Source organism: Kribbella sp. VKM Ac-2566 (assembly GCF_004366005.1).
GTDB lineage: Bacteria > Actinomycetota > Actinomycetes > Propionibacteriales > Kribbellaceae > Kribbella > Kribbella pratensis.
This window is the reverse complement of record NZ_SODT01000009.1, coordinates 1,353,474-1,373,467: the sequence shown is the minus strand read 5'-3', so window position 1 is coordinate 1,373,467 and position 19,994 is coordinate 1,353,474. Positions and strand designations below refer to the sequence as shown.

The 19,994-nt window shown below is 70.2% G+C and carries 21 protein-coding genes; 6 read left to right on the top strand and 15 right to left on the bottom strand.

Annotated elements, in window-relative coordinates; genetic code table 11:
* Window positions 1-84: 84 nt before the first annotated feature.
* Entirely contained in the window at window positions 85-711 is a 627-nt protein-coding gene (locus tag EV647_RS18035) for a TetR/AcrR family transcriptional regulator (RefSeq protein ID WP_134004124.1), read from the bottom strand.
* A gap of 66 nt (window positions 712-777) precedes the next feature.
* On the opposite strand from EV647_RS18035, the gene EV647_RS18030 reads away from it, so the two are divergent.
* Entirely contained in the window at window positions 778-1,260 is a 483-nt protein-coding gene (locus EV647_RS18030) for an SCP2 sterol-binding domain-containing protein (RefSeq protein ID WP_134004122.1), read from the top strand.
* Window positions 1,261-1,267: 7 nt separating this feature from the next.
* On the opposite strand, the gene EV647_RS18025 is transcribed toward EV647_RS18030, so the two are convergent.
* Window positions 1,268-2,632, bottom strand: coding sequence for a hypothetical protein (locus tag EV647_RS18025; RefSeq protein ID WP_134004120.1), 1,365 nt, complete (start codon window positions 2,630-2,632; stop codon window positions 1,268-1,270).
* A gap of 90 nt (window positions 2,633-2,722) precedes the next feature.
* Here EV647_RS18025 and EV647_RS18020 point away from each other — a divergent pair, with 90 nt between their 5' ends.
* From EV647_RS18020 to EV647_RS18010, 3 genes are read left to right on the top strand one after another with little or no spacing between them, the layout of a single operon-like run.
* Window positions 2,723-4,300, top strand: a complete 1,578-nt coding sequence (locus EV647_RS18020) for an acyl-CoA carboxylase subunit beta (RefSeq protein WP_134004118.1) — start codon at window positions 2,723-2,725, stop codon at window positions 4,298-4,300.
* Window positions 4,297-4,500: an acyl-CoA carboxylase subunit epsilon gene (locus tag EV647_RS18015; protein ID WP_238177265.1), complete on the top strand. Its 204-nt coding sequence runs from the start codon at window positions 4,297-4,299 to the stop codon at window positions 4,498-4,500. Before EV647_RS18020 ends, EV647_RS18015 begins: the two co-directional genes overlap by 4 nt.
* Window positions 4,501-4,511: 11 nt before the next feature.
* Window positions 4,512-4,871, top strand: coding sequence for a hypothetical protein (locus EV647_RS18010; protein ID WP_134004116.1), 360 nt, complete (start codon window positions 4,512-4,514; stop codon window positions 4,869-4,871).
* On the opposite strand, the gene EV647_RS18005 is transcribed toward EV647_RS18010, so the two are convergent.
* Genes EV647_RS18005 through EV647_RS17985 form a run of 5 tightly spaced genes read right to left on the bottom strand, consistent with a single transcriptional unit; the run spans window position 4,868 to window position 10,717 of the window.
* On the bottom strand, window positions 4,868-6,334 hold the full coding sequence (locus tag EV647_RS18005; protein ID WP_134004114.1) for an insulinase family protein: 1,467 nt from the start codon (window positions 6,332-6,334) through the stop codon (window positions 4,868-4,870). The two genes, EV647_RS18010 and EV647_RS18005, sit on opposite strands and share 4 nt — an antisense overlap.
* Window positions 6,335-6,379: 45 nt before the next feature.
* A complete protein-coding gene (locus EV647_RS18000; RefSeq protein ID WP_134004112.1) occupies window positions 6,380-7,390 on the bottom strand; it encodes a hypothetical protein in 1,011 nt (336 codons plus the stop codon).
* Window positions 7,387-7,782 carry a hypothetical protein gene (locus tag EV647_RS17995; RefSeq protein WP_134004110.1) on the bottom strand — a complete coding sequence of 132 codons (396 nt, stop codon included), beginning with the start codon at window positions 7,780-7,782 and terminating at the stop codon, window positions 7,387-7,389. Before EV647_RS17995 ends, EV647_RS18000 begins: the two co-directional genes overlap by 4 nt.
* A 26-nt stretch (window positions 7,783-7,808) precedes the next feature.
* The gene (locus EV647_RS17990) at window positions 7,809-9,029 is read right to left on the bottom strand and encodes a Maf family nucleotide pyrophosphatase (protein WP_134004108.1); all 1,221 of its coding nucleotides are present in this window, start codon (window positions 9,027-9,029) and stop codon (window positions 7,809-7,811) included.
* Window positions 9,026-10,717, bottom strand: coding sequence for a DUF885 domain-containing protein (locus EV647_RS17985; protein ID WP_238177264.1), 1,692 nt, complete (start codon window positions 10,715-10,717; stop codon window positions 9,026-9,028). Before EV647_RS17985 ends, EV647_RS17990 begins: the two co-directional genes overlap by 4 nt.
* Window positions 10,718-10,818: 101 nt before the next feature.
* Here EV647_RS17985 and EV647_RS43515 point away from each other — a divergent pair, with 101 nt between their 5' ends.
* The gene (locus EV647_RS43515; protein WP_166680363.1) at window positions 10,819-12,114 is read left to right on the top strand and encodes a neutral zinc metallopeptidase; all 1,296 of its coding nucleotides are present in this window, start codon (window positions 10,819-10,821) and stop codon (window positions 12,112-12,114) included.
* Here EV647_RS43515 and EV647_RS17975 read toward each other — a convergent pair.
* Both EV647_RS17975 and EV647_RS17970 read right to left on the bottom strand, forming a co-directional pair.
* Entirely contained in the window at window positions 12,094-12,441 is a 348-nt protein-coding gene (locus EV647_RS17975) for an MmcQ/YjbR family DNA-binding protein (RefSeq protein ID WP_134004104.1), read from the bottom strand. The genes EV647_RS43515 and EV647_RS17975 overlap by 21 nt on opposite strands.
* A gap of 2 nt (window positions 12,442-12,443) precedes the next feature.
* Window positions 12,444-13,856 (bottom strand): MFS transporter, encoded by a 1,413-nt coding sequence (locus EV647_RS17970; RefSeq protein WP_134004102.1) that lies wholly within the window; start codon window positions 13,854-13,856, stop codon window positions 12,444-12,446.
* 92 nt (window positions 13,857-13,948) lie between these two features.
* Here EV647_RS17970 and EV647_RS17965 point away from each other — a divergent pair, with 92 nt between their 5' ends.
* Window positions 13,949-14,494: a TetR/AcrR family transcriptional regulator gene (locus tag EV647_RS17965; RefSeq protein ID WP_134004100.1), complete on the top strand. Its 546-nt coding sequence runs from the start codon at window positions 13,949-13,951 to the stop codon at window positions 14,492-14,494.
* Here EV647_RS17965 and EV647_RS17960 read toward each other — a convergent pair.
* From EV647_RS17960 to EV647_RS17935, 6 genes are all read right to left on the bottom strand, one after another.
* Window positions 14,491-15,039 carry a hypothetical protein gene (locus EV647_RS17960; protein ID WP_134004098.1) on the bottom strand — a complete coding sequence of 183 codons (549 nt, stop codon included), beginning with the start codon at window positions 15,037-15,039 and terminating at the stop codon, window positions 14,491-14,493. The two genes, EV647_RS17965 and EV647_RS17960, sit on opposite strands and share 4 nt — an antisense overlap.
* Before the next feature lie 115 nt (window positions 15,040-15,154).
* Window positions 15,155-16,456 carry a DUF58 domain-containing protein gene (locus tag EV647_RS17955; protein WP_134004096.1) on the bottom strand — a complete coding sequence of 434 codons (1,302 nt, stop codon included), beginning with the start codon at window positions 16,454-16,456 and terminating at the stop codon, window positions 15,155-15,157.
* Window positions 16,453-17,460, bottom strand: a complete 1,008-nt coding sequence (locus EV647_RS17950) for a MoxR family ATPase (RefSeq protein WP_238175303.1) — start codon at window positions 17,458-17,460, stop codon at window positions 16,453-16,455. The genes EV647_RS17955 and EV647_RS17950 overlap by 4 nt, the downstream gene beginning before the upstream one ends.
* Window positions 17,461-17,467: 7 nt before the next feature.
* The gene (locus tag EV647_RS17945; protein WP_238177263.1) at window positions 17,468-18,052 is read right to left on the bottom strand and encodes a hypothetical protein; all 585 of its coding nucleotides are present in this window, start codon (window positions 18,050-18,052) and stop codon (window positions 17,468-17,470) included.
* Window positions 18,049-18,762 carry a DUF4129 domain-containing protein gene (locus EV647_RS17940; RefSeq protein ID WP_134004094.1) on the bottom strand — a complete coding sequence of 238 codons (714 nt, stop codon included), beginning with the start codon at window positions 18,760-18,762 and terminating at the stop codon, window positions 18,049-18,051. The genes EV647_RS17945 and EV647_RS17940 overlap by 4 nt, the downstream gene beginning before the upstream one ends.
* Before the next feature lie 17 nt (window positions 18,763-18,779).
* Window positions 18,780-19,991 carry a GNAT family N-acetyltransferase gene (locus EV647_RS17935; RefSeq protein ID WP_134004092.1) on the bottom strand — a complete coding sequence of 404 codons (1,212 nt, stop codon included), beginning with the start codon at window positions 19,989-19,991 and terminating at the stop codon, window positions 18,780-18,782.
* Window positions 19,992-19,994 lie beyond the last annotated feature (3 nt).

Sequence of the window (19,994 nt, the reverse complement as noted above, 5' to 3'; positions counted from 1 at the left end):
GCAGACCGTCCGCCCACTGGAAGCGGATCGTGACCGCACACCCAGCAATCTCACAGTACGTCGCTACTCGGACGGGTCCCGTTTTCACACGTTCGTGAAGCCGCCGCCGACCACCTGGGACACGGTGCGCGCCAGGTCGGCCGGGGAGCGGTCAGTGGTGCCGGAGACGAGCATCCGGGCACAGGCCTCGATCATCGAGGCGAGCAGCTCGGCCAGGACCGGGAGGTTCGCGTCCGGGTCGGTGACGCCCTGGAGGGACTTGACCAGGGTCAGGCGCAGGCTCTCGACCAGAAAGGCGCGGGCCGCGAGGACCCGCTCGGCGACGACGGGCGCGGCGCCGTACTGCGCGCCGAAGACGATCCGCCACGACTGGGGCTGCTTGGCGACGGCGGTGAGGAACGCGGTCAGGCCCTCGAGGACGTGCTCCTCCGTCGTGCCGACGCTCGGATCTGCGGGCAGCGCGGAGACGATCGAGATGACCAGGTGCTGCTCCTCGCGGGCGAGCAGGGCCAGCAGCAGCTCGTCACGGTTCGCGAAGCAGTCGTAGACAACCGGTTTGGTGACCCCGGCCGCGTCCGCGACCGACTGCATCGTGGTCCCGGCGTATCCCTTCGCGGAGTAGACCTCGAGGGCGGCGTCCAGGATGAGCGGGCGGCGACGCTCCGGACCGAGGTGCGGCGCGCGCCGGCGTCTCTCAGCGTCCTCGACCACTTGACAAAGCTATCCCATCGTAGGAAATTCCTACGGTCTGGTAGGAACTGCCGCCGGGGGTGGTCGATGACCGATCGAGGCAGTGCCGGCTGGCTCGAGTCCGACGGCCTCACCGCCCTGGACGCGAGTGAGCTCGCCCGGCTGGTCGACCGGACGTCGGAGCGGGAGCTTCGGCATCGACTCATCGGGGGTGTGCGAGAGGTCGCGTTGCGCGAGATCTTTCGACGGATGCCGGAGTACCTCCGACCCGCCCGAGCCGCCGGGTTCGACGCTGTCATCAGCTGGCAGATCACCGGCGCGGGCGGGGCCGGACGGCCCGACTCGATCGACGAGTACTGGCTCCGCGTTCACGACGGCCGGTGCACGCTCGTGTCCCCAGGCCCCACTCCCCCGGACATCTGGATCCGCACCGACCCCGCCACCCTGCTCCGCATCGTCACCGGCAACGAGGACCCCGTCCTGGCCGTCCTCAAACAACGCCTCTCGGTCCGCGGCGACCTGGCCTTAGCCGCCCGCCTCCCCAAACTCTTCAGCGCCGGCCCCTTGTAGATCCAAGTCACCGGATGAGGCCGTCAGATCCCTTGTTTCGGGAGCTTGCGGCGGCGCCGTCGGCCTGGCGCGTCTGCCCCGTGGGTGCCTGCACCCGACCGAGGGGCGGGATCGCTGGATCGGTCCCGAAGACGCGGTTCGGCTCGGCAGCCTGCGCGTTCGGCGGGTGCAGCTCGAATCCGCGGACTGCTGCCAACGTGCGGTCCCCGAGCGTGCCGCCGTACACCTCCGCCTCCCTCCGCACGTCCGAGCCGCCCGCTCTCCAGTCGTCCACCAGGGTGGGCAGTTCGTCGAAGCCCTCGGTCAGCATGGTCGCGGTCGCGGCGGTGGCAGCCGGCCGGCTCTCGAAGGGAATCGTCGAGGTCGCCACCATCGTCTCGGCTGCGGCGGCCGTCGCGGCAGGCGGCGACGCCACCTGGCTGTCCGGGAGATCGGTCTGTATCCGGGCGTGATGCTCGACTCTGGACACGAGTCCTCGCGCCACGATCGCCCGGACCTCGTCGAGCGACGGAGTCGGCTGCGGTTCCATGGATTCCTCCCAGTAGTCGATCTTCTGCAGGAACTCGTGCAGCTTGCCCACCTCGTCGCGTGCGATCCCGCTCGCGGTGTCGATCGCGCCGGCGCCGCCGGTGACGTCCTCGCGCCGGTTCTCCAGTTCCTCGGTCAGCTCGCGCGCCGCGGCCCGCTGCACATCCCGTACGGCGAACCCCGCCTCGATGCTTCTGGTCAGCTGCCGATGAATCCCCGCCCGCTGCCCGTGAGGCAGCCGCGCGAAGTCCATTCGCGCCTCCAGCAGCATCGCGGCTGCCTCGTGCGCGGCCGCACCGTGGCCGGCGGCAACAAGTCGCTTCAGCACCTGGTCCTCACCGGAAGCGGTCCGGGCCCCGATCGCGACTGCCATCGCCCGCGCGGCCGCGACGTCGCCCTCGAGCTGCGGCGGTGGGAACCGCCCGAGGTCGTCCGGCCGCCCGTCCGGGAACAGTCCGGCGACGAGGCGCGGTGTCGCGCTGGCGGCGTACGCGCGGCAGACGGCTGTCGCGAGCCGGTCCCGGGCGCCGGCGTCGGCCGGCTCCGGTAGCGAGCTGTCCGGCTCGAGCCGGTTCGCGCACAGGGCGACCAGTTCGGTCAGCCCGGCGCGGGCGTCATCCCGCCGGTCGTGCCATCGCCCTTGGGTGCCGGAGATCGAATGCAGCGCGGTCGCGAGTCGTCCCGGAAGGTCCAGGTTGTCGGCGAGCGGCCGGAGCATCTCCACATGCCCGGCGCTCAGCTCGAGCGTCTGACCCCGCCGGAGCGAGGACACGCCCTCGACGCTGTCCAGCACGACGAGCTGGTTGACCTTCTGGACGAGCGCATCGACATTCGCGTCAGCCACCTGCGGAACCTATCGCCGGACCGGTTCAGTACGCCGCTTGCGAGCGACGTCACAGGCGGTACGGCGTACTGGCGCGTAGGCTGCGCGTTCATGGGAGAGACCGTGAACATCCACACCACCGCCGGGAAGCTCGCGGACCTCGAGCACCGGCTCGACGAGGCCGTGCACGCCGGGTCGGAGCGGGCGGTGGAGAAGCAGCACGCACGCGGAAAGAAGACCGCGCGTGAGCGGATCACACTCCTGCTGGACGAGGGCTCCTTCTCCGAGCTGGACGAGTTCGCGCGGCACCGCTCGACGAGCTTCGGGCTGGACGCGAACCGCCCGTACGGCGACGGCGTGGTGACCGGGTTCGGGACCATCGACGGCCGTCAGGTGTGCGTGTTCGCGCAGGACTTCACGGTCTTCGGCGGCAGCCTCGGCGAGGTGTTCGGCGAGAAGATCGTCAAGGTGATGGACCTGGCGATGAAGATCGGCTGCCCGCTGATCGGGATCAACGACTCGGGCGGCGCCCGGATCCAGGAAGGCGTGGTGAGCCTCGGCCTGTACGGCGAGATCTTCCGCCGCAACGTCCGCGCCTCCGGGGTGATCCCGCAGATCTCGCTGATCATGGGCCCGTGCGCCGGCGGCGCGGTCTACTCGCCCGCGGTCACCGACTTCACCGTGATGGTCGACGAGTCGTCGTACATGTTCATCACCGGCCCGGACGTGATCAAGACCGTCACCGGTGAGGACGTCACGCAGGAGGAACTCGGCGGCGCCCGGACGCACAACACCAAGTCGGGCAACGCGCACTACCTGGGCTCCGACGAGGAGGACGCGATCGAGTGGGTGAAGGCCCTGGTCGGTCATCTCCCGCAGAACAACCTCGAAGATCCGCCGGTGTACGACGCCCCGGCCGACCTGGAGGTGACCGAGACCGACCTCGCGCTCGACACCCTGATCCCGGACTCGCCGAACCAGCCGTACGACATGCACATCGCGATCGAGGCGGTCGTCGACGACGGCGACTTCCTCGAGGTGCAGACGCTGTTCGCGCCGAACATCATCGTCGGCTTCGGTCGCGTCGAGGGCCGCCCGGTCGGCGTGGTCGCGAACCAGCCGATGCAGTTCGCCGGCACCCTCGACATCGACGCGTCCGAGAAGGCGGCCCGGTTCGTCCGCACCTGCGACGCGTTCAACCTGCCGATTCTCACGTTCGTCGACGTCCCCGGCTTCCTGCCCGGCACCGACCAGGAGTGGAACGGCATCATCCGCCGCGGCGCGAAGTTGATCTACGCGTACGCCGAGGCGACCGTCCCGATGATCACCGTGATCACCCGGAAGGCCTACGGCGGCGCGTACGACGTGATGGGGTCGAAGCACCTCGGCGCCGACATGAACATCGCCTGGCCGACCGCGCAGATCGCGGTGATGGGCGCCCAGGGCGCGGTCAACATCCTGCACCGCCGCGAGCTCGCCGCGGCCGAGGACGTCGAGACCCGCCGCCAGGAACTGATCACCGAGTACGAGGACCACCTGGCGAACCCGTACATCGCGGCCGAGCGCGGTTACATCGACGCCGTTATCAAGCCGAGCGAGACCCGCGCCGAGATCGTCCGCGCGCTCCGCCTCCTCCGCACCAAACGCGACACCCTGCCCCCGAAGAAGCATGGGAACATCCCACTGTGACCACGATCCAGATCACCAAAGGCAACCCGACGCCCGAAGAGCTGGCCGCTCTGATCGCGGTGGTCGCCGCACGCGCCGCCGCCGTACCGGCTCCGGCTCCAGACCCGGACCGAGCCAGCAACTGGGCCACCTACTGGCGCAACACCCGCACCCCGTTCCACCCCGGCCCCGGCCAGTGGCGCGCGAGCGCTTATCCGTAAACACTGGCGGTATGGCTAAGTACGCGGTCAACCCCGAGGCGCTCGTCCACGCGCGGAAGCTGATCGACGCGCGGCAGTACGTGCTGGACAGCGACTGGGGTGAGGTGCAGCCGCGGGCCGACGACCAGAACTCGTACCTGGACAAGCACGGCTGGCAGGAGTACGGCGCCTGGCACCTCGGGCTCACGGACGGTGCCGGCGAGGAGACCAAGGCGCGCTACGCGTTCGTACTCGGCGATTTCCGCCGGATCCACCGCACCGCGCTGATCGCCTCGGTCTATCGGGCCTCCGAATGGCGTCACAAGGCCATCGAGCTGGCCGCCCATGACCTCCTTCAACTCCTCGACGAGAAGTCCGGTCTGACGGCTTAGACGTCGAGCTTCGGTTCGTCGTACCAGAGGTCTTGCGGGACTCGCTCGGACAGCTCGGTGAGTACATCTGTGGCGCCGCGGAACAGGTCGCGGTCGAGGGGGATGGCACAGCCGTTCAGGCCCAGCACGATCGTCGGTCCATCCTCAGATCGCATCACGCCCGCGATCTCGTCCCAGCGGATCTGATGAATGCCGTCCGAATCACGCAGGACCAGCGCGTCGTCGGTGCGGACCCACAGCATCGAGCGGGCCTCCTTGACGAACGTCCGCGCAGTGAGCGGCGGCTTGAAGGTGCGGCCGGCCGGCAGTTCGGCGATCACCGGGCACGCGGACGCGAGCGTGAAACCGGCCTCGTGCCACACCTCCAGCGCGTGCTCGTCGCCGTAGCCGATCGCGCCGGACAAGGCGGTCTTGAGTACGGCGGCGATATCCGACGACTGCACCGCCGCCAGCCGCGCGGCGTCGACCGGAGCCAACTCGGGCTCGCCGACGATCCGGCTCATCGCGGTGCTGAAGGCACGCCGTACTTCGGGATCGTCGGAGACCAGGTTCTCCTCGGCGCGCGCGATCTGATGCGCCAGCTCGGACGGCGTCGGCCCGTTCCCCGCGAGGTCGGTCAGGGCCGCGACGACCGCACGGGACACCGCGTCCTCGCTGCCCTCGCGCGCCTCGGCGTACACGACCCAGTCGCTCGACCCGTTCTCCCCGGCGACGAGGTCGAGGCCGATCTCGTAGCTGTGCCCGCCGACGAACCGGCACTTCTCCTCGATCCGCTGCCGCAGCGTCATGATCGCGAGCGTCGAGAGCCGTATGTCGTCGTCCGGCGGCAATGTCAGCAGTACGCCGGCCGCGGGGATGCCGTGCCCGACCACGACCGGCCTGTCGAAGGACCGCGTGGGCGGCAACACCCGTGCCGGTGCCGGACCGCTCGGCAACTCGAACTCCAGGCCGTCGGGAAGCGGACCGGTCACCTGCAGCACCGCGTTCGCCGGTACGAACCACTTCTTCGCGAACGAGCTCACGTGCTCCGGTGTCAGTCCGTCGTACCCCGCCCCTTCCAGCCAGGCGAGTCCGGGCCCGCGGGCGCCGTACCGGACGTTCAGGAGGAAGGCGACGACCGGATGCGCGACGTTGCCCTCCTCCGCGGTCAGCACGCCCGCCTCGAGCGCGAGGCGGTCGGCCGGCGGCGCGGCGAGCGCGCGGCTCAGGCGGTTGAGGAACTCGCCCACGCGCGCCGCCGAACCCGAGGCGACGAAGGTCGTCGTCAGCAGGTCGACCTCGGCGTTCATTTCGATCGGCAGGTCGCGGACGGTGTACATCACCAGGTGCTCGAGGGCGTGCGCGACCCCGATGGTGCGCAGGGTCTCGTCGCGACTGCCGACCGCGAAGGTCAAGGTGACGTCGGTGTGCCGCTGCGACCCGCGATGCCGCACGACCCGAACGCCGTTGATGTACTCGTCCACGGGCGAACCTTAGCCGTCAGGTCCGACGGAAGCGCGCCAGCGCCGTCAGCCTCGACCGGCGGGGCCTTCCTTGTCGTTGCCGAGGGCAGGTTTGGCCGGGTCGCCCAGCCTTTCGTGGTCCGGAGTGGGCCTGGATCCGACCGCGCCCGACGCGGGCGCGATGCCGTGGTCGAACGTGAGACCGCCGAAATCCGCCATCTGGGCGAAGAACTGCTCGCTGGTGCGGACCTTCTCGATCGCGCCGGCCGCGATCCGTTCGCCGCGCTGCATCCCGGCCGTCCGGGCTGTCGGTACGTCGGAAAGTCCCGCGAAGCCCGCGCCGATGGCGCCGGCGAGCTCGCTCCGGAAGGCGGCCACACGGTCCGGATCCCGCAACAGCTCGGGCAGCCGGGTCCGGCTGACAATCAACCCCGCCAGCGCGTCCGCCCGGCGGGAGGCCGACTCACGCGCGCCGGCCCGCAGTACGTCGATGGCGCGCAGCCCCTCGAACTCGGCCGACAACTCGGCGGCGAACGTACCGGTCGCGATCGTCCAGCCGGGATAGGACGGCAACGCCGGCTCGGGGGCGGCTGCGACCGCACGCGCCAGCGGTACGGCCAGCTCGGCCGGCAGGACCCGGTCGATGATTCCGGGCATCTCCTGCTGCGTGAGCGCCTCGATGAAGCCCTCCTCGGCGGGATCCTGCTCGTCGCGGTCGTGGTCGCGGATCCGATCCGCGATCGTCCAGTCGGCCGGTGCGGTCAGGTGCCCGAGCTCGTGCGCGGCGGTCTTGATCGCGCGCCGGCATTCCTGCGCGAACTTCGCGTCCGACAGCGCCGCCGGACCTTCGGCGTACAGGCGTCGCAATGGTTCCACCACCAGCGGACGGCTGAGCAGCAGCCGCCCGTCCTCGGTCGCCCGGCCCCGCACGGACCGCTCGAACTCGGGCGGCATGTAGTCGATCCGGCCGTTCCAGAGTGTCGCCTCGGCCTGGTGGCTGCGCATCACCTCGGCCGCGAGGCGATCCCACAGGCCGTCGAAGCCCGGAACCGCACTGGCCGGGTCGAAGCGCGTCATTGCCGTTCGATCCGCTCCAGCACTCCCAGGAGGGTCGCGTTCAGGTCCAGCGCGGCGTCCCGCTCGGCATCGGTCGGCGCCGCGGCCGCGATCCTGGCGACCTCGTCGATCCCGGCCTCGACGTGGGCGCGCTGCTCGGCCGGTGTGCCGGCGGGAACGCGCCTGGCCCGCAGCATCGCCTCGAACGCCAGGTCGACCGTCTCGCTGTGCGGCGCGGTGACTTCGAGCAGCATGCGCTCGGTGGCTTCCAGGTACCGCTGGGCCTTCGCCGGGTCGTCCTCCACCGTCGCCGCCAACTGCCGCAAGCGCTCCACGCCGGCCTTGAATGCCGGTACGTCGTCCGCCGCACCAACGACCGTGGACCGCTCGGCGTAGAACTCGTCGAACCGCATGGCAGACAGGATTTCACACCCAGGAATCAGGTACGGCGGAAACGGACCAGCGGGTACGTCGGGGCGTTGCCAGTGTTGCGGGTCGGGCCAACGAAGCTTGTCGCGCCGTCGAGGACCAGGCCGTGCCGGGACGCGACGGCAACCAGGTGGGCGAGGGCGTCCTGGGAGCGGGTGTCGTCGGGGCCGCGGCCGTCGGCGTAGCGGCCGGCGTCGGACTTCTCGGTGGTGGTGACGAAGACGCCGTCGGTGCGCAGGACCCGCGCGACCTCGGCGATCACCGGCTCGCTGTCGTCGAGCAGGTGCAGCAGCCAGACGGCGACGACCGCGTCGCACCGACGATCGGCCACCGGCAACCGCGTCGCATCCGCCGCCGCGACGTGACCGGGCAGCCGGACGTTCGCGCGGCGCAGCATCGCCGTGGACAGGTCGAAGCCGTGCACCAGGTTGCCGAGGGCAACCAGCTCCGCACCGACGATCCCGGTGCCCACCGCCAGCTCGAGCACCCGCTGCGCTCCGGCCGACGCACCGGCAGGCGCCGCAGGGCACCTGAGCAGGTCGTCGACGGCGCGCGCGGCCGCCGCGGCGCGGGCCGGTCCGCCACGGGTCTCGTCGTACGTCGACGCGACGGATTCGTCGTACCTGAAGGGTTTCTGGGACCTCCACAGCTCGGGCCAGCTGATGCCGACCTCGATCAGCATCCGGCGCAGCAACGGCAGCGAGAGTCCGACGACGTTGTGGTAGTCGCCCTCGATCGCCGTGACGAACGGGCCGCCGAGTCCGTCGACCGTGAACGAGCCCGCCACCACGAGCGGTTCGCCCGTCTCGACGTACGCGTCGATCTCCTCGTCGGTGAGGTCGGCGAACTGGACCTCCGTCGACGCCAGCTCCCGGATCTCCTGCTTGGAGGACGTGTCGAACAGGCAATGGCCGGTGTGCAGCACGCCGCGACGCCCGCGCATCATCCGCCAGCGCTCGCGGGCGACCTCGGGAGTACCCGGCTTGCCGTACGCGACGCCGTCGAACTCCAGGACCGAGTCGCAGCCGAGGACGGTCGCGTGGTCGGTCAGGTTCGCGACCACCGCACGCGCCTTCAAGACGGCGAGCAACCGGGCGAGCTCGCCGGGGTTCTCAGCGGTGACGTTGTCCTCGTCGACGCCCGAGACGATCACCTCCGGCTCGATCCCCGCCGCGCGCAGCGTCTTCAGTCGCGCCGGCGACGCCGACGCGAGGACGAACCGCGTGCTCATAGCTTCGCCAGCGCCCGGCGCAGCGGGTCGAGGCCGATCGACCCGAGGTTCAGCGCGTCGGAGTGGAACGCCCGCAGGTCGAACGCGGATCCCTTGCGCTGCTTGGCCTCTTCCCGCGCCTGCAGCCAGATCCGCTCGCCGACCTTGTACGCCGGCGCCTGGCCGGGCCATCCGAGATAGCGGTTCAGCTCGGCCCGCAGGAACTCGGTCTCCATCCGGCAGTGCGCCCGCAGGAACTCGAAGCCGAGGTCGGCGTTCCACCGCTCCCCCGGCCGCCAGCCGAACGGGTTGTCCCGCGGCACCTCCAGCTCCAGGTGCATGCCGATGTCAACGACCACCCGGGCCGCGCGGAACCCCTGCGCGTCCAGCATGCCGAACCGCGCGCCGGCGTCCTCGAGGTAGCCGAGCTCCTCCATCAGGCGTTCGGCGTACAGCGCCCAGCCTTCACCGTGGCCGGAGACCCAGCAGGCGATCCGCTGCCAGCGGTTCAGCAGGTCGGTGCGCAGCATCGTCTGCGCGCACTGGAGGTGATGTCCGGGCACGCCCTCGTGGTACACGGTCGTGACCTCGCGCCAGGTGGCGAACTTCTCGATACCGTTCGGCACCGCCCACCACATCCGGCCCGGCCTGGTGGTCAGGTCCTCGCTCGGATTCGTGTAGTAGATCGAGCCGTCCGAGGTCGGTGCGATCATGCACTCCAGCGTGCGGATCTCGTCCGGGATGTCGAAGTGCGTGCCGGCCAGCTCGGCGACGGCCGTGTCGGACAGCTGCTGCATCCAGTCCCGGAAGGCTTCCTTGCCGAGGATCGTCCGCGCCGGGTCGTTGTCCAGCAGCGCGGCGGTCGCCTCGATCCCGCGAGCGCCGCCGTTCAGCCCGGCCGCGATGTCCTGCATGGCCGACTCGATCCGGGCCAGCTCCGTCCAGCCCCAGGCATACGTCTCCTCGAGGTCGATCGCGGCACCGAGGAAGCTGCGGGAGGCCAGCTCGTACACCTCCCGGCCGCAGGCGTCCCGCTCCGGCGCCCGCGGCGCGAGGTCGGCGGTCAACCACGATCCGAACTGGTCGAAGGCCTTCCGCGCCGCGGCGGCCGCGGCCTCGACGGTCGGCTTGACGGCACCCTCCGGCGCCTGCGCGGCGAGTCCCGCGAAGAAGTCGTCGCCCTCGGCACCGGTCCAGCTGGCGATCCGGCCGGCCAGGCCGGTCACCTGGCGCACCGCCGAGATCCGGCCCTGATCGGCCTGCTCGAGCAGCGTCTCGCGGTATCCGTCGAGCGCCGTACCGACCTGGTTCAGCCGGATGGCGACGATCTCCCAGTCCTGCTCGGTGTCGGTCGGCATCAGGTCGAACACCTGCCGCAGACCGGCCGGCACCGAGGCGATCGCATTCAGCTGGTGCTGCGGTACGCCGGCCTCGTGGCGCTCGACCTCCAGGCCGAGCCGCTCCACGAAGGCGTCCTTGGCGACCTCCTCCCGCGGACTCGCCGGCTCGATCGCACCGGCTTCGGCAAGGGACCTCCTGGCGAGCTCCATCCGCGCCTCGAAACCGGCCGGTGTGAAGTCCGGCAGCTCGTGGTCGTGGCCGGTGACGCCCATTTCGGTCGCCAGGATCGGGTCGAGCACGATCTCCTGCTCGAGGTGCCGCTCGGCGAGCTGATCGATCGGGCTGTTCGGGTTGGTGGCAGCAGTCACCCGATCGACCCTACCTGTCGAGGGCCACCGGAGCTGACCTGCAAGTTGGCCGATACTGTGGCGGTCGCTGAATGCCAGCACGAGGGACGAGAGGAACGGCGTTGAGCCAGCCACCCTACGGGCCGCCCGGCCAGAACCCGCCGTACCAGCAGGGCCCGCCGCAGGGTCCTCCGCCGGGTCAGTACGGCGGTCCGCCCCAGGGACCTCCGCCCGGTCAGTACGGCGGCCCGCCGCAGCAGGGCCCGTACGGCGGTCCGCCCCAGGGCCCTCCCCCGGGTCAGTACGGTGGCCGGCCCTCGCAGTACGGCCCGCCGCCCCAGGGTCCCGGCTTCGGCTGGGGCCCGAGCTTCGGCCCGGGTGGTCCCGGCGTTCCCAGCATGGGCTGGCAGCAGCCGCGGAAGAAGTCGAAGGCGCCGTTGATCGCGATCCTGTCGATCGTCGTGGTGGCCGTCGTCGGCGGCGTGATCATCGATCTGGTCCGGAAGGCCACCAACGACGTGACCACCCCGCCGGTGACGCCGAGCCGGTACACGCCCGAGCCGACCACGTCCCCGACCGAAGAGCCGACGGAAGAGCCGACCGAGGAGCCCTCCGAATCTCCGTCCGAGGAGCCGACGACCACGGAGCCCACCACCACCGAGACGTCGAGTACGCCGAACAAGCCGGCGGACACCACGGTCGTGGCCAAGAACGCGCTCTACAAGGTCGGCCAGATGGCCACGGTCAACTGCAAGGAGCCCAAGGCCCGGCCGACCAACGCCCGGGGCGCGGCCGCCTACTGGGCCGCGATCAAGCCCTGCCTGGACAAGTCGTGGGCGCCGCTGGTGGCGAAGGCCGGCTACAAGTTCACCGCGCCGCGGATGACGTACTGGTCCGGGACCTCGATGTCGACGCCGTGTGGCGACGGTCCGGTCGCCGTACCGTTCTACTGCTCGGGCAACCACATGATGTACATGAAGGTCGACGTCTTCGTGAAGGCGTACAACGAGTACCCGGGTGATCCGATCGCCCAGGCGTACGCGCGGATGTGGTACAGCCGCTCCATCGCCCACGAGTACGGGCACAGCGTGCAGTTCATGACCGGCATCCTGCAGGCGTCCAGCAACCTGCGCTACGAGCAGCCGGACTACGAGGGCCGGACGCGGATGACGCGGCGGATGGAACTGCAGGCGAACTGCTTCGCCGGTGTCTTCCTGGCCGCGAACAAGCGCAGCTACCCGATCAACGGCAACCTGCTGTACGTCTGGAAGAAGTACGTCGTCACCGCGGGCGACAAGCCCGAAGAAGGCGACCACGGCAGTGTGGCCAGTCAGGCACGCTTCATGGGGAAGTCGTTCAACACGGCCAACCCGGCCAGTTGCAACACCTTCTCGGCGTCACCGGCCAACGTCAGCTGACAGCTCCGACAGGCCTGGCGGCGCGACCTGCCGCCAGGAGTCGACGAGGATGTCGCGCAGTTCGTCGGCGTCCTCCAGTGCCTCGAGGCGGGCTCGAACCCAGTTCGAGCCCGCCTCGTGTTTGGGCACCCAGAACTTCTCCGGCTCCGCGGCGATCAGCTCCTCGCGCTCCAGCCGCGGGCACCGCACCGCGAACGACGTCTGGTCGTCCGGCACGGTGACGAACATCCGCCCGGCCACGTCGAACGTCGGGTGCCCCCACCGCCGCTTCTCCACCGTCTCCGGCAAAGACAACGCAATCCGTCGCACGTCCTCAGCGTCCAGCACGCTCACACTGTAGAACGTCGACGCCCCGGCAGGAGGAGGGCTGCCAGGGTGCCGGCCGCGACGATGGCGGCTCCGGTCCAGACGGCGGGGACGAGGCCGGCGGCGTACTGCGTCGGCGACTCGTAGGAGCCGGCTGAGGCGAAGACCGATGCCAGTACGGCGACGCCCATCGCGACTCCGACCTCGCGGATCGTGTTGTTCGTGCCGGACGCCACGCCGCGGTCCGCGTCGGCGGCGCTCGCCATCACCAGGCTCGCGGACGGCGCGAAGGTCAGCCCCATCCCGATCCCGGCGAGGACGAACGGTGCGACCAGTTCGCCGTACTGCGTCGTCGCCGTGGTGACCAGTGCGATCCAGCCGAGCGCGGTGGCGAGGAACGCCTGGCCGAGCACGATCAGGATCCGAGGGCCGACGCGGTCGACGATCAGACCGGCGATCGGTGCGACCACGAGCGGGGCCGCGGTCCACGGCAGCGTGCGGACACCGGACTGGAACGGCGTGTACCCCTGCACGACCTGGAAGAACTGCGCGAGCAGGAACACGGCTCCGAAAACGCCGACCGCAAAGCTGAACGCGACCACGTTCACCACACTGAACGAGCGAACCGAGAACAACCGCAGCGGCAACATCGGCGCGACCGTCCGACGCTCCCACCCGAGGAACGCGGCCAGTAGCACCCCGCCCGCGAGCAACGACCCCAGCACGCCAACGGACGTCCAGCCGTCATCGGCTCCGTGCACAACACCCCAGACGACGGACAGTACGCCGGACGTCGCCAGCACGAGTCCGAGCAGGTCCAGCTGCTTCGCCGTACCCCGCGACTCGGTCAGGACCCGCGTGGCGAGCACGACGGCGACGACTCCGACCGGAACGTTCAACCAGAAGATCCACTGCCAGTTCAGGCCGTCGACGACGGCTCCGCCGACCACCGGACCGACCGCGATTCCGAGGCCGGAGATGCCGCCCCAGATACCGATCGCGGCGCTCCGCATCTTCTCCGGTACGGCGCCCGCGAGCAACGTCAGCGACAACGGCATCACAGCCGCCGCACCGATGCCCTGGATCGCGCGGGACCCGATCAGCATCCACGGCTCGGTCGCCAGCGCGCAGGCCGCCGAGGCCAGGGTGAACAGCGTGATCCCGGCCAGGAACACCCGCCGCCGGCCGAGCCGGTCGCCGATCGCGGCCGAGGTCAGCAGCAGCGCTGCGAAGGCGAGCGTGTAGGCGTTCACGAACCATTGCAGGTCCGACAGGGACGCCCCCAGCTCCGACTTGATCACCGGCAGCGCGTTCGTCACCACCAGGTTGTCCAGCGTGACCATGAACACCGGAATCCCTACGGCGGCCAGCACCAGCCCGAGTCCGCGGCTCCGGGGAGCGGTCAGTTCCCTCTCATCGAGAGCGGTCGATGTCATCTCGTACCCCTAGTTGTAATTGACTGATAACAAGCTTGATGACGAGAGTATGCATCGACTGATAACATGTCAAGGGAGTGGAAGGAGCACGGATGACGCCCAAGGTTCGGCTGACTGCCAAGGAGCGCGGTGCAGAGGTGTTGGAGGCGGCGGTCCAAGCCTTCGCCAGGTCCGGGTACGAGGGCACCAAGACCGACGAGATCGCCCGGCTGGCCGGCGTCTCACAGCCCTATGTGATCCGGCTGTTCGGCACCAAGCAGGAACTCTTCCTGGCCGCCGTACGGAGTGCCTGCGAGCGGATCGAGCAGACCTTCCGCGAGGCCGCGGCCGAGACCCCGGAACTGGGCGCGCTCGGCGCAAGCTACGAGCGGATGTTCGCCGAGCGTGAGGTGCTCCTGGTCCTCTTGCAGGGCTTCTCCGCCAGCGGCGACCCCGTAATCGGCGACTGCGTGCGCGAGCGCTTCGGTCGCATCTACACCCTGGTCCGCGAACTGACCGGCGCGTCACCCCAGCAGACCCGCGAGTTCCTCTCCGCCGGCATGCTGCTGACCGTCATGTCCGCCATGCAGGTCCTCGGCCCGGACGCGATCCCGATGCCGTGGGCCGAGGAGATCCAGAAAACCTTCGGCGAGCACTAGTCCCGGCTGAGTTTTTGGTCGGCGGCGAACCAGATGGTTGCGGCGGTCAGGGCAGTGGCGGCGACGGTGACGACGAGTGAGCCGGCGACGTCGGCATTGCGGACCAGGGCGGCCGCGCCGGCGATCACCGGCGCCAGCAGTACGGCGATTGCTCCCGGCAACCACCAGCGCCGCAGGGCCGCTCGGTGCACCCGCGCGTACGACGGCAATTGGCCGGCGAACGCTGCGGCCAGGTGGACCACGACGAGCGCACCCGCGGTGAGGGCCAGGCTCCAACTCGGCGCGCCGGGTGCACGCATCAGCCACCCGAGCGTCACCACCAGCACGAACAGCAGCGCGGCCAGTGAATCAGGCAGTACGACGGTGCACAGCAACAACGCGCCGCCGACGATCGGGACCAGATCCGCCTGATCCCACGACTGCACCGATGACACGACCAACGCGACCGCCCCAGCCACCGCGATCACCAGCCGAGCAACCACCACAGCCCGACCAGCCACCCGCAACTGCGCCAACCACAACGTGATCTTCTCGTCGACGGTCATGGGGCCTCCCGGTCTGGGCTGAGGAGCGGAGGGAGCGCAGCGACCGGAGCGACGAGGGAAGACCGGGAGTTCCAGCCCCATGACCGGCCGCGCCGGAGGCGTGGCATTTGTAGAGTCATGAGCGGATCCTGGGGGCGGCGGAGACTCTGGCGGCGTCTCGGAGGACCTCGTCCAAGGTGCCGGCGCCTTGCCAGGGGACGGTCGGTACGCCGAGGTCGCTGAGGCGGTCGAGGTCGCGGCGCCGTTCGAGCAACCGCAGCCGCCACGCGAGCGGCCACGACCGCGTGTCGTGCGCGTCGAGGTCCATGATCGACACGACGTCCGGCGGCAACGTGTCGATCGCGATCACCGTGCAGCCGGAGTGCACGAGCGTGACGATGTAGCCGAGGATCGTCGGCCGCAGCAACGGGCTGAGAACGAGCACCAGGCTGTCCGAGCGCACGCGGTTCCGCCGCGCCAACTGTTCCTCGTCCTGCTGCCGGCCGCGCCGGTCCGCGTGCACCAGCGTGTCCAGGATCCGCCGCAGATGCGCGCGCCCGCTCCCCGACCGCACGCCGCGGAACAGGCTGCCGGTGTCGATCAGCCGCACCCGGTCGCCGTTGCGCAGGTAGTGCTCGGCGATCGCGGCGGCCGCGCGGACGGCGGTGTCGAGACTCGAGGACCGGCCGTCGATCCCTTCGCTGATCCCGATCTCGCCGCCGGTGTCGACCATGATCACCACTTCGGTGTCCCGGTCCGACCACGTCGACGTGACGTGCAGTTCCTGCGTCCGCGCCGACACCGACCAGTTGATCCGCCGCAACCGGTCCCCCGTCCGGAACGGCCGTACCCCGGCCAGCTCCGTCCCTTCGCCCGGCCGCCGCGACCGGTGCAATCCGACCAGTCCGGCCGGCCGCGGTACGGCGTCCACCGCCTCGAATCCCTCGCGCAACGGCAGCGTCGTGACCGACAGCGACTCCGCCGACGTCACCTGGATCCGGTACGCCCCGACCGTCGACGTCGCCGTGACCGTTGGCCGCTCCAACGACCGCAGTCCCCAGCGCTTCGACCGTACGCCGACCTCCAGCCGCACCTCACCGTGCGACACCGGCTCCGCGATCGCGGCCTGCGGCGGGTCGTACTGGAACCACAACGTCCGCGGCAACGCCGCCACGATCAGGTCGACGTCCGGGTCGACGGACTCCGGCACCCGCATCCGGTACGTCGTACCTTGCCCTTCGAACAACACGTCCGCGTCCAGCTCGGTATGCACCTCCGGGCGCTCCCGCGGCCGGAAGAACCGCCCCCACACCGCGAGGAACGCCAGCGGCAGACCGAACACGGCCGCATCCGCGCGCCGCAGCAACACCGCGACGCCGAGCAGCACCGCAGCAACACAGATCGCCCGAACCTGCGCGTGCGTCGGCTGCCAACTCATGAGACCACGGTTGGTGGTGCCGCGACCGAGCCGAGGACGGTGCGTACCACTGTCGCGCCGGTGACCTCGTGGAGCCACAGCTCCGGACGCACGGTGATCCGATGCGCCAGTGCAGCGACCGCGACCGCCTTCACATCCTCCGGTACGACGTAGTCTCGGCCCTTGATGACGGCGTACGCGCGTGCTGTCAGCAGCAGTGCCAGCGAGCCACGTGGCGATGCCCCGACGAGAACCTGTGAGTCCCGACGGGTCGCGGTGGCGAGATCGACGCAGTACTGACCGACTGTGTCGTCCACGGTCACCGTCTCGACGGCACGTTGCGCGGCACGCAGCCCGGCGGCATCCGTTGCTGCCTCGACCGACTGGTCCTCAGTACGACGGCTCATCCGGCGCCGCAGTACCTCCCACTCCTCCGCCGGACTGGGATAGCCGAAGCCGATCCGCAGCATGAACCGGTCGAGCTGTGCCTCCGGCAACGGATACGTGCCCTCGTACTCCACCGGGTTCGCGGTCGCGAGCACGTGGAACGGCGCGGGCAATGGGAACGTCTGCCCCTCGACCGTGACCTGATGCTCCTGCATGGACTCCAGCAGCGCGGCCTGCGTCTTCGGTGGCGTCCGGTTGATCTCGTCGGCCAGCAGCAGGCCGGTGAAGATCGGGCCCGGCCGGAAGACGAACTCGGAGTCCTTCTGGTCGTACACGAATGCGCCGGTCACGTCCGACGGCAGCAGGTCCGGCGTGAACTGCACACGCCGGAACTCCAGCCCGAGCGCCTGCGCGAACGACCGCGCGGCCAGCGTCTTCGCCAGCCCCGGGTAGTCCTCGAGCAGTACGTGCCCGCCGGCGAGGATGCCCGCGAGCACCAGTTCCAGCGCCTCGGCCTTCCCGACCACGGCCTGGCTGACCCGCTCCAGCACCTGCCGGCTCAGCTCGGTCACCTCACCGAGCTTCAGCTCGCCCTCAGTCGCTGCGTCAGTCGCTGCGTCGGTCACTGCGTCGGTCACTGGTCCCTCACAGGTTCTCGATGGTGTGGATCGCGTACTCGATCTCGTCGAGGGACGCGGTGCGTTTGTCGTCGCCGGCGATCAGCTGCCAGAGCTGGTCGCCGGTGATCCCGCGGGCCCGCTCCGGCTCCCGCTCGGGGTCGACGCCGTGCCGGTGCACCAGGCGGTCGGTCGCCAGCTCGAACAGCAGCGGGCGGACCCGGCGGGCGAAGGTCTGCGACCCCTCACCGGCACGCCGTTCGCGGCTCGACTCCTGCAACCAGGTGGCGATGAACTGCGTGCGGTTGTCGTTGGTCCGGGCGCGCAGCGCAGCCAGTTTGTCGTCATGCCGCCCGGGCCAGCTCGTCTCCACGGTCTCCGGCACCACCAGCCGGATCGCCAGCGACACCACACCGACCGCGAGCGCCGCCACCACGAACCACAGCGGCCGCGGCGCCATACCGGCAGCGGCGAACACGGTCACGAGCAGCAAGCTCACCACCACAGCCACACCAAGGTGTTGCACCAGCAGCTTGCTCGGCCACAAAGACCTCCGCTTGCCCTCAGCCGGCGGCCCCTTCTCCTCCAAGGGCGTCCATCGGTACGACGTCATAAGGCCTCCGCCTCGGCGGGGTGAGCGGCGGCGAGGTCGTCGCGCAGGCGGAGCAGGGCTGAGCGGGCTTCTGTCCGCGCTTGCTCGCTCGAGCCGTGCGTCGAGTACCGCGCTTCGCGGTACAACTCACCGAGCCGGATCAGCTGCGGCTCGGAGATCCCGCCGATCCCGAGCACTCGCACGATGAACTCGGCCGGTGTCTCCGACGGCTCCCGCGGTACGCCGGCCGAAGCAGCTGCCTCCTCCAACGCGACCCAGCACGCGACGACCGCGTCGGTCGCCGTACCGGTGTCGATGCGGGCCAGGCCCGTGTCGACTGCCTCGGCCAGTCGCTCCGCCTTCATCCGCTCCCAATCGGGCTCGTCGGCCTCCACGTGCGGAAGGCGGACCCGGCGCACGACGCGGACGATGACCAGCAGGATGAACCCCACGATCGCGGCGATGATCAGGTAGACCACGGCCTGCCACAACGACAGCACCCAGCCCGGCGTCTCGTGCTGCGGGAGCGCGCGCGGCGACGGCTGTGACTGCTCCGGCGCCGTTTCGCTCACCGAGAAGGTCGGCAGCGGTCGCGGGCTCGCGCTCAGCGTGCTGTCGCTGATCGGGCGCACCGGCCCACTCGCGGAGGCGAGCACGACGAAGCCGGCCACCACGACCCCCACGAACAGCACGGCGACCACCGCGAGCGCACCCCGACGCTGCGTCTGCATCTGGGCAGGCTACCCCGTCAAAAGCCTGTGTCGAGGAACGGGAGCCGAGATGTGGAAAACGCTTCCGCGGTCGCGTCCAGGGCACCAGGGGTGTGCTCAGCGACCAGGCCTGCCCGGCCGAGCCTCTTGACCGACGGGCGACCGAGGTAGATGGCGCCGAGGTCCCGGACGTCGAGAGTGAGGTCGGCGTCGCGCGTGACGGACTCGCAGCTCGCGCCGTCCGGTCCGCCTGTGAGGTGCCAGCGGCCCGCGTTCCACGGGAGGAAGTCGTCGACCACCTCCAGGACGACGTCGACGTCCCGCGCGTACGTCCGCTCCGCGAGCGCACGACGTACGTCGACCGGCCGGATCCACAGGCCGTCCCGCGTGATCGGCCCTGGCGCTCGCGGGTCGAGCAGCAGGTCCAGCAGCGGGTCGTCCGACGCGAGCATCTCGCACCGGGTCTCGCTGAGCAGGTCCGGTTCGAGCAGGTACCGCCACAGCGCCGCATGCGACGCGATGTCCACCGCATGCACCCGCTGTACGTCGACGTACCCCTTCTCCGCGCGCTTCGTCCGGTAGTACGCGAACCCGGTCAACTCGCCGTCGCGCTCCGCGACGACGCATCGCAGCTTGGACGCGCTCGCGATGTTGCTCGTGACGGTGGCGCTGATGGTGTACTCCTGCCAGCGCTCGTCGTGGCGGCACACACCAGGTCGCTCCAACCCCAGCCTGTTCCGCAGCTCGGCGCAGCGGGCGAGATGCTCGCGTACGTCGACGTACCGGATCCGGACGTCGTCGATGCCGGCCACCGGGCGCAGCGTGCGGGACGCCTTGGGTACGACGATCTCCTGGTGGTCGGACGCGAGTCCGTAGCCGAACCGCGGGTAGATCACCGGCTCGCTCGCGGTCAGCGCCGCCAGCGGCTCGCGGCCGGCCTCGTGGATGTCGGTCAGCTGCCTGCGCATCAGGTCGCGCAGGATGCCGCGCCGCCGGTGCGTCGCCCGGACGCCGACCATCGTCACGCCCGCGACCGGCAACTGCCCGCCGGGCACCGTCATCACGTGCGAGAACGTGCCGGTGTGCCCCACGAGCTGCCCGTCCTCGCTCGCGACGACACTGCGCTCAGGCTCCCAGATCCGCCGCTCGGACTCGTACTGCTCGTCGGTCCACGGCGCCGAGAACGCCATGTCCAGGAGCTCCAGGAGCTCCGCCCACTCACCCGCGAACCGCCCGATCTCGATCGTCATGTC